7 protein-coding genes are annotated in these 7,392 nt (G+C 72.5%); 5 read left to right on the plus strand and 2 right to left on the minus strand.

All coding sequences use genetic code 11. The features are described 5' to 3' along the window. Positions 1-805: cytochrome P450 (locus Q5425_RS15335; RefSeq protein WP_308672886.1), on the minus strand; the 805-nt coding region annotated here is incomplete at its 3' end. A 29-nt stretch (positions 806-834) separates the two neighbouring features. Here Q5425_RS15335 and Q5425_RS15340 point away from each other — a divergent pair. The 5 genes from Q5425_RS15340 to Q5425_RS15360 all read left to right on the plus strand — a co-directional run bounded on the left by Q5425_RS15340 (position 835) and on the right by Q5425_RS15360 (position 6,126). After that, positions 835-2,376, plus strand: coding sequence for a fatty acyl-AMP ligase (locus tag Q5425_RS15340; RefSeq protein WP_308672887.1), 1,542 nt, complete (start codon positions 835-837; stop codon positions 2,374-2,376). Next, positions 2,369-2,629 (plus strand): acyl carrier protein, encoded by a 261-nt coding sequence (locus Q5425_RS15345; protein ID WP_308672888.1) that lies wholly within the window; start codon positions 2,369-2,371, stop codon positions 2,627-2,629. Before Q5425_RS15340 ends, Q5425_RS15345 begins: the two co-directional genes overlap by 8 nt. Before the next feature lie 152 nt (positions 2,630-2,781). Next, on the plus strand, positions 2,782-3,096 hold the full coding sequence (locus Q5425_RS15350; RefSeq protein WP_308672889.1) for a hypothetical protein: 315 nt from the start codon (positions 2,782-2,784) through the stop codon (positions 3,094-3,096). After that, positions 3,096-5,633: a hypothetical protein gene (locus Q5425_RS15355; protein ID WP_308672890.1), complete on the plus strand. Its 2,538-nt coding sequence runs from the start codon at positions 3,096-3,098 to the stop codon at positions 5,631-5,633. Before Q5425_RS15350 ends, Q5425_RS15355 begins: the two co-directional genes overlap by 1 nt. A 19-nt stretch (positions 5,634-5,652) precedes the next feature. Continuing rightward, complete coding sequence (locus Q5425_RS15360; RefSeq protein ID WP_308672891.1) at positions 5,653-6,126, plus strand: hypothetical protein; 474 nt, start codon at positions 5,653-5,655, stop codon at positions 6,124-6,126. Positions 6,127-6,147: 21 nt separating this feature from the next. Here the strand turns inward: Q5425_RS15360 and Q5425_RS15365 are convergent, their stop codons facing one another. Then, positions 6,148-6,972, minus strand: a complete 825-nt coding sequence (locus Q5425_RS15365) for a chlorophyllase/cutinase-like alpha/beta fold protein (RefSeq protein WP_308672892.1) — start codon at positions 6,970-6,972, stop codon at positions 6,148-6,150. Positions 6,973-7,392: the final 420 nt, after the last annotated feature.

Below are 7,392 nucleotides of genomic sequence, written 5' to 3' on the forward strand. Positions count from 1 at the left end.
CCACCCGGCACCCGCCGCTCAAGACCTTCGCCAAGGCACCCAGCGCGATCTCGCCCTCGGTCACCGCGACCCCCGAACCCGGGCACGCGTGGCGGCCCAGCCCGAACGGCAGCCCATCGGCCAGTGAGATCGCCACCGGGCCGTCCGGGCCGAACCGCAGGACGTACCGGGCCGGGCAGATCTCCGTCACCAGCTCCCGCACGGTCCGCGGACCGGAAGCTGCCAGCTCCAGCCCCGCGCACGCCAGGAAGTTCAGCGAGTTCTCGTACGCCGCGTGCGCCAGCACCACCGGGTTGAACATCACCTCGTCGTCGTCGAGCCGCCCGGCCGCGTGCGCGGCACGCAGCGCCGTCAGGCCGCCCGGCCCGGCCACCGTCCGGCTGAGCTGCACCGCCAGCCGGAACGCCGAGGCCTGACCGGCTCGGTCCGTGCCGCCGAAGACGTCGAGGTTCGCCGTCGTCGCTTCGAGGTGGTCGAGGAAGACGTCGTCGAGGGGCACGCCCAGCACCGCCGACGTCACCGCGCCCGCCACCGGCCGCGCGAAGTCGCGCACCAGGTCGAACGACGGCCCCAGCCCGGCCACCACCGTCTCGATCGACGCGCGCAGCGACTCCGGGAACGGCTCCAGCCGGGCGATGATCTCCCGCAGCACCGCGCGCACGCGGAGGTGATCTTCGCCGTCGCGCAGCAGCACGCTGGGCGAGCCACCGCCGGGCTCCGACGTCAGCTCGGGCGACCGCAGGGCCCGGGCAGCCGCGTCGCGCCCGCAGACCACCCCGATGCCGTGCCGTTCGAACTCGCCCATCGCCGCACACGGTAGGGCAGGATGGGGCCGTGCCGCCCGCAGCCGTCCCGGAGGACGTCCTGGCCACGCCGTTCACGGACTACCTGCTCCGCAACGCCGCCGAGGACCGTCCCGCGTTCACCCGCCGCACCTTCCCGGGACCGGCCGACCACACGCTCACCTGGCCCCAGCTGCTCGCGCGCGTCCGCGGTGTCGCCCGCGAGCTCCGGCGTTTCACCCGGCCGGGTGACCGGGTGGCGATCGTCGCCCGTCAGGATCTGGACTACGTCGTCGCCTTCCTCGGCACGCTCTACGCGGGTCTGATCGCGGTGCCACTGTCCGTCCCCACCGGCCGCACCCACCGCGCACGGATCGAGGCGGCCTTCGCGGACGCCACGCCGGCGGTGTGCCTCACCTCGAAGGACCTGGTGGACAAGGTCCCGCCGACCGTCGTACTGGCCATCGAGGACATTCAAGGCATCGAGCCCGGCGACGCCGAGCCGCCCGCCACCGTGGCGATGACCGATCCGGCGTACCTGCAGTACACGTCCGGCTCGACGCGCCGCCCGGCCGGCGCGGTGATCTCGCACCGCGCGCTGGTGGCCGGCTGCTGGCAGACCACGCGGTGCTACCGCGCCGGCGCGTCGACGCCCCTGGTGGGCTGGGTCCCGTTCTTCCACGACATGGGCCTGGTCCTGCTGATCGCCACGCCCGTGTTCCTCGGCTCGCGGTCGGTCTTCTGCACGCCGGTGGAGTTCGTGCGCGACCCGCTGCGCTGGATCCGGCTGCTGGCCGAGCACCCGGGTGCGGTCACCGCCGCGCCGAACTTCGCCTTCGACCTGGCCGCCGAGGCGGCGGGGGAGCTGGCCGGTGTCGACCTTTCGCAGGTCAACTCCCTGCTCAACGGCAGCGAGCCCATCCGCGCGGCCACGGTCGAGAACTTCGCGCGGGCCTTCGCGCCCTTCGGGTTGCCGCGCGCGGCGCAGAAGCCGGCGTACGGGCTCGCCGAGGCGACAGTGTTCGTGACGAGCGCGGGTGCCGAAGGCCCCACCGTGCGGACGTTCGACGGCGGCGAGCCGCGGGTCTCGGTGGGCCGGCCGTACGGCCAGCGGATCCGCATTGTCGACAAAGAGATCCAGGTGGCCGGCCCCAACGTCGCCGACGGTTATTGGGGCCGGGACGACGTCATCGCTCCGGACGGCTGGCTGCGCACCGGCGACCTCGGCTTCGTCCACGACGGCGAGCTCTACGTCACCGGACGGCTCAAGGACCTGATCATCGTCGACGGCCGCAACCACCACCCGCAGGACATCGAGGCGACGGTCGAGGCCGCGCACCCCAGCATCCGGCGCGTCGCCGCGTTCGCCGTGCGGGACGGCGACGGCGAGGGCGTCGCCGTCGTCGCCGGGTGCACCGCCCCGGACGAGCCGGTCGAAACGGCCGTGCGGCGGGCGGTCTCGGCGGCCCACGACCTGCCGCTGCGCGCCCTGTGGCTGGTGCGGCCGGGCGAGGTGCCGCGGACCTCCAGCGGCAAGGTGTCCCGCGCCGCCGCCCGCGAGCGCTGGTGGGGCGAGAATGAGCGGCATGGCTGACCCGGGCACCTACGTCGACGAGATCCGGCGGATCATCAGCTTCGCGCTGGAGATCCCGCCCGAGCGGCTCGCCGACACCACGCCGTTCGACGACATCGGCCTGACGTCCCGGCAGCGGATCCAGCTGCTGTCCCGGGTCGAGGTGACCTACGGCGTCTCGGTCGACCTGGACGAGCTCGACCGGCTGGTGGACATCCGCGGCGTCGCCGAGGTGATCGCCGAGGCGGTCACGGCGCAGCGCCCCCGGGCGTAGGTCCCGCGCGGGTGCACTTCGCGGAAGCCCAGGTCCGGCGCCCGGCCGGACGCTAGACTCTGTGTGCATCTGCGACGGCACCGAACGGTGTCCGGGCGCGTCACAGTCCCGGAACGTCAGCGCGGATTGTGGGATCGAAGGGGGCAGCGACCATGCCGAACGGGTACGAAGCGAGTTCGGAGGCGATGACGCGGGCGCAGGTTCGCCTGGCGGACGTCGCCGACGACCCGGCGAACGAAGCGAAGAAGGTCGCGCCGACCGAGATCGTCGCCGTGGACTTCGGTCGTGTGCACCAGGAGAGCTTCGGCAAGTACAAGGCCGGGATCGACGAGATCGGCGCGGGCATGACCGGGCTGTCGAACGCCCTGCTCAACCTGGGCAGCGGGATCGGGTCGGCCGGCGCCAAGTACACCGCGCAGGAAGCGAACGCCGGCGCGACGGCGAACCAGGCCGGGGGTAACCGCTGATGGCCGAATGGGCCGAGATCAAGAAGGTCCTCGACGACCCGAACGTCTCGATGGAAGCCAAGTCCAAGCTGATGGAGGAGTACAGCGAGGACACGGTCAACTTCAACGAAGAAGAAGAGGCGTACGCCGCCAAGTACATCGAGAACTACACCGACAGCGTCAGCTTCAACGACGACTGGCTGCCGGGGTCGTCGTCCGACGTCGACGAAGCGCTGAAGGAAGCCCAGCAGGAAGCGGCGGCCAAGAAGCAGGAACACGAGCGCGACACCGCCGCGCGGGACCAGGCGAAGAAGAACCTCGACGGCATCGGCACGCCGACGCTGGGGGCCGGCGCGAAGAGTTCCGACGAACAGCTCGACCAGGGCAACGTCGCCGTCGACATGCTCGCGAAGTGGACCGACGAGGTCTGGAACCAGATCAAGGGCGACAACCCGAAGAAGGATTCCCAGAAGGAGCTCAAGGACAAGTTCCACGAGAACCGCGGGATCCAGTACCAGAAGTTCCTCGGCGACGCCGACGACCTCGGCAAGGCGCACAAGGTCGTCGAGGACGCGCTGACGAAGAGCGACACCGAGCTCCAGATCCTCTTCGACGCGTGGAAGGGCAAGGGCGCCAACGCGGCGGAGATCAAGTACGACGAGGCGATCAAGCCGCACGCCAAGGAGCTGTCGCAGCAGATCGACGGGGCGGCGAAGCTGATCCCGCAGACCGTCACGCACGTCTTCGACGCCGTGAAGAAGAAGGTCGACGAGGTCCTGCAGCTGCACCGCCCGGTGATCGCCGAGGCCGACATCCCGATGGCCAAGGACGTCCTCAAGATCGCCAACGGCGAGACCGAGGAATTCGACGACTTCATGAAGGTCGCCGGCTGGATCGACGCCGTCAACGCCAAGCACGGCAACAATTCGAACCTCGCCGAGCGCCTGCAGAACGACGACGGCTGCTTCAACGACGAGAACATCACGTACGGCCGGAACGTCTGCCGCTACTGGCGCGACGGCGCTTTCTCGACCGAGTACCGGAGCCTGATCACCGCGTTCGACGGTTCCTGCAAGGCCGCCAAGGACACGATCGACCAGCAGTTCGGCGCGCTGGCGCGGTACCTGGACGGCTACCGCAACCAGCTGACCGAGGCCAAGAACGAAGGCGGCGGCGACAAGAACGGGAACACCGGCAACACGGGGAACACCGGCAATAGCGGCAATAGCGGCAACACGGGGAGCACCGGCACCGGGAGCACCGGGAGCACCGGGACGGGCAGCACCGGGAGCGGTGCCACGACGCCGTCGGCGACCGAGCCCCCGAAGGCCGAAGAACCCGCGAAGCCGGAAGAAGGCAAGAACCCGATCACCGGGAAGCCCCTGGAGGTCGACCCGTCGACCGGTGAGCCGTACCCGATCGACCCGAAGACCGGCGAAGCCATCAAGGACTCCGGCGACACGGACACGGTGTCGGTCAAGAAGGGCGACAACACGATCACGATGTCCGAGCCCGACCAGCAGGGCAAGCAGGACATCTCCGTGGACGACGGCCAGGGTCACAAGAAGGACTACCACCTCGACTGGGGTGACGACGACAAGGCCGAAGCGGGCAAGGACGGCGCCGGCAAGGACGGCGCCGCCGGCGACAAGGCCGCCTTCGGCCCGCAGGGCAGCCAGCAGGCGGTCAAGGAGGGTCAGCCCGCGGCCGACGGTTCCTACAAGCCGGGGCCGGACGGCAAGATCCACATCCAGGACGGCAACCTCAAGATCACCGCGGAGCGGCCGGAAGGCCCGGACGGCCCGACGATCGTCACGGTCGACGACGGCAAGGGCGAGCCCACCACCTACACCCTGGACGAGAAGGACGACCCCAAGGCGGGCGACCTCAAGGCGGACGGGCTCAAGGCGGACGTCAAGCCGGCGACCGACGGCGTCGGCTCGGAGATCCGGCACGACGCGAACGCCGAGTCCCCGCTGACGAAGGACCCCGCGCCGGCCAACCCGGACCCGGGCTTCACACGCAGCGAGGCGGCCTCGGGTGGCGGCGGGTTCAGCGCGCCCGGCGGCTTCGAGGGCGACCTCGGCGGCGGCAGCGCCGGGGCCGAGCCCGCCGTGGCGACGGCCGACGCGGGCGCCGGTGCGGGTGCCGCGGCCGGCTCCGGTGACGCGACGACGACGGCCGGCGCGAGCGACTTCGGCTCCGCCGTCACCGGCAGCGGGTCGCCGGACTTCGCCGGCGCCGTGTCGCTCGACGCGGGCGCCCAGACGGGCAGCGACAGCTCACTGCCGATGTCCGACGGCGGCGGGCTCGGCGCCACTCCGGTCGACCCGGGGATGCACCAGGCCGCCGCGAGCTCGTCGGGCATGAGCGGGATGGGCGGCATGGGGATGATGGGCGGCATGGGCGGCGCGCCTGGCGGTGGCGGTGGCGACCAGCAGCGCGGGCCCAGCCAGTACCGCATCGAGGGCAGCGTGTTCGAGACGAGCGGCGCGAAGGGCCGGATCAGCGGCTCGCTGGACGACGAGGGTGACCGTTCGATCCGGTACGACCGGTGACGAGGGCCGAGGAGGACCGATGAGCAGCGCCGAAGACCGGTATCGCGCGGCGATCTCGACGATGGAGTCCGCCGCGCGGGAGCAGGACGAGCAGCGGGGGCTGCGCGAACGCCGGCTCGCCGAGGCCCAGCAGCAGGCTCGCGCGGGCATGCAGCAGGAGCTGGCCGCGGCGCAGAAGTACGCCGAGCACATGGACGAGCTCAACAAGCGCAAGCAGAGCGCGGGCGGCTGGGCGACGGAGAAGACGCTGGCCGACAAGTCCCGCGAGTCGCTGATGGAGTTCGGCGTCCACGAAGAAGAAGCGGACACCGGCTACACGAAGTACCCGACGCCGAGCTACGGGACCCCGGCGGTGGCGGCGGTGGTCCCGCCGCGCCCGGAACCGGCGCCGGAGCCGCCGGCCGCGGCACCCGAGCCGCCGCCGCGGCGGGGGCGGCACGCGCGTCAGCCCGAAGACGAGGACGACTTCTCCAGCACCAGCTGGCTCGTCTGAGACCGGAGGGGCCCGTCCGCGTCAGTGGGCGGGCTCTTCCTCACGCTCGATGGGCGCCCGCTTGACGTCCGCCTCGAGCAGGGGCCGGTACTTGTCGGTGCCGGTCAGGTGGGTCAGCAGGAACGCCGTGAACAGCGCGCGCGTGAGCTGCTGGGTCTTGCGGTGCGGTTTGCCCTGCAGGAACAGCTGCGACCAGTGCCTGCCCTCGGTGACGCCCAGGTGGGACGCCTTGCCGAGGAAGCGCAGCTGGACGTCGTCGCCGCCCCAGGCACCGGCGATCGCTTCGGCGTGCGCGACGGCGGGAGCGACCAGGTCGTCCTCGGCGGCGAGGTGCAGGCCGGGCACGGTGATCGCCTTCGCCGCCTCGGTCGCGGACGGCAGCGTCTGGGCCGCGGTGATCGTCGCGACGGCCTTGATCCGCGGGTTTTCGGTCCCGGCGTCCTGCGCCGCGGCGAGGACGGCGGCCCCACCACCGCTCGAGTGCCCGGCGAGGCCGAGCTTGGCGGGGTCGACGCTGATGCCGTCCGGCCCGAGCCGCACGGTCGTGACGACGTCGAGGGTGGTCAGCAGGTCGGCGGCGAGCAGCCGATGCGAGGGCAGCGGCCCCCGCTGCGTCGCCGGCGCGGCCGCGACGATGCCCCAGCTCGCGAGGTGGCGCAGCAGCTGCCGGTACCGATCGGGCGGCTGCAGCCAGCCGTGCCCGAAGGCCACGGCGGGCAGCCCGAGCCCGGCGCGCGGCGTGAACACCACACCGGGCAGCCCGACCAGGGCGAGGTTGCCCCGCAGGACCTCGTGCGGACCCGGGTGCGTCAACTCCACGAGCAGCTGCTTGGGCTTGCTGGCCATGGCCGGAACCCTACTGTGCGCACCCACCCCGGGCACGCCCGCCGCCCCGGCGCGCCGCCCACCCGCCCGCCCCCCGCGTCCGGTTCGCCCGCGCGCCCTGCCGCCCACCCGCCCCGTCCGGCCGCCCCGCTCGCCTGCGCGCGCTCGCCCCGCCCGCCCGCCTGCTCTCCCCGCCCCCGCCCCCGCCCACATGCCCACCCCGGCCCGGCCGCCTGCCCGCCCCGCTCGCCTGCCCAGGCCGCCCGCCCCGCTCGCCTGCGCGCCCGCCTGCCCATCCCGCCTGCCCGCCCCGCTCGCCTGCCCATCCCGCCTGCCCACCCGGCCGCCTCCGACTCGCCCCAGCCCCAAGCGCCCCAATGTGGCGTTCGGTGCGTCCAGCGCACCCAATGTGGCGTTCGGTGCGTTGGACGCAACCAACGC

The organism is Amycolatopsis sp. A133, assembly GCF_031082405.1.
GTDB lineage: Bacteria > Actinomycetota > Actinomycetes > Mycobacteriales > Pseudonocardiaceae > Amycolatopsis.

What these genes read in the sequence shown, in the direction of transcription:
- Q5425_RS15345 (WP_308672888.1), top strand. Translation starts at nt 2,369, where the DNA reads ATGGCTGACCCGGGCACCTACGTCGACGAGATCCGGCGGATCATCAGC.
- Q5425_RS15350 (WP_308672889.1), top strand. Translation starts at nt 2,782, where the DNA reads ATGCCGAACGGGTACGAAGCGAGTTCGGAGGCGATGACGCGGGCGCAG.
- Q5425_RS15355 (WP_308672890.1), top strand. Translation starts at nt 3,096, where the DNA reads ATGGCCGAATGGGCCGAGATCAAGAAGGTCCTCGACGACCCGAACGTC.
- Q5425_RS15360 (WP_308672891.1), top strand. Translation starts at nt 5,653, where the DNA reads ATGAGCAGCGCCGAAGACCGGTATCGCGCGGCGATCTCGACGATGGAG.
- Q5425_RS15365 (WP_308672892.1), bottom strand. Translation starts at nt 6,972, where the DNA reads ATGGCCAGCAAGCCCAAGCAGCTGCTCGTGGAGTTGACGCACCCGGGT.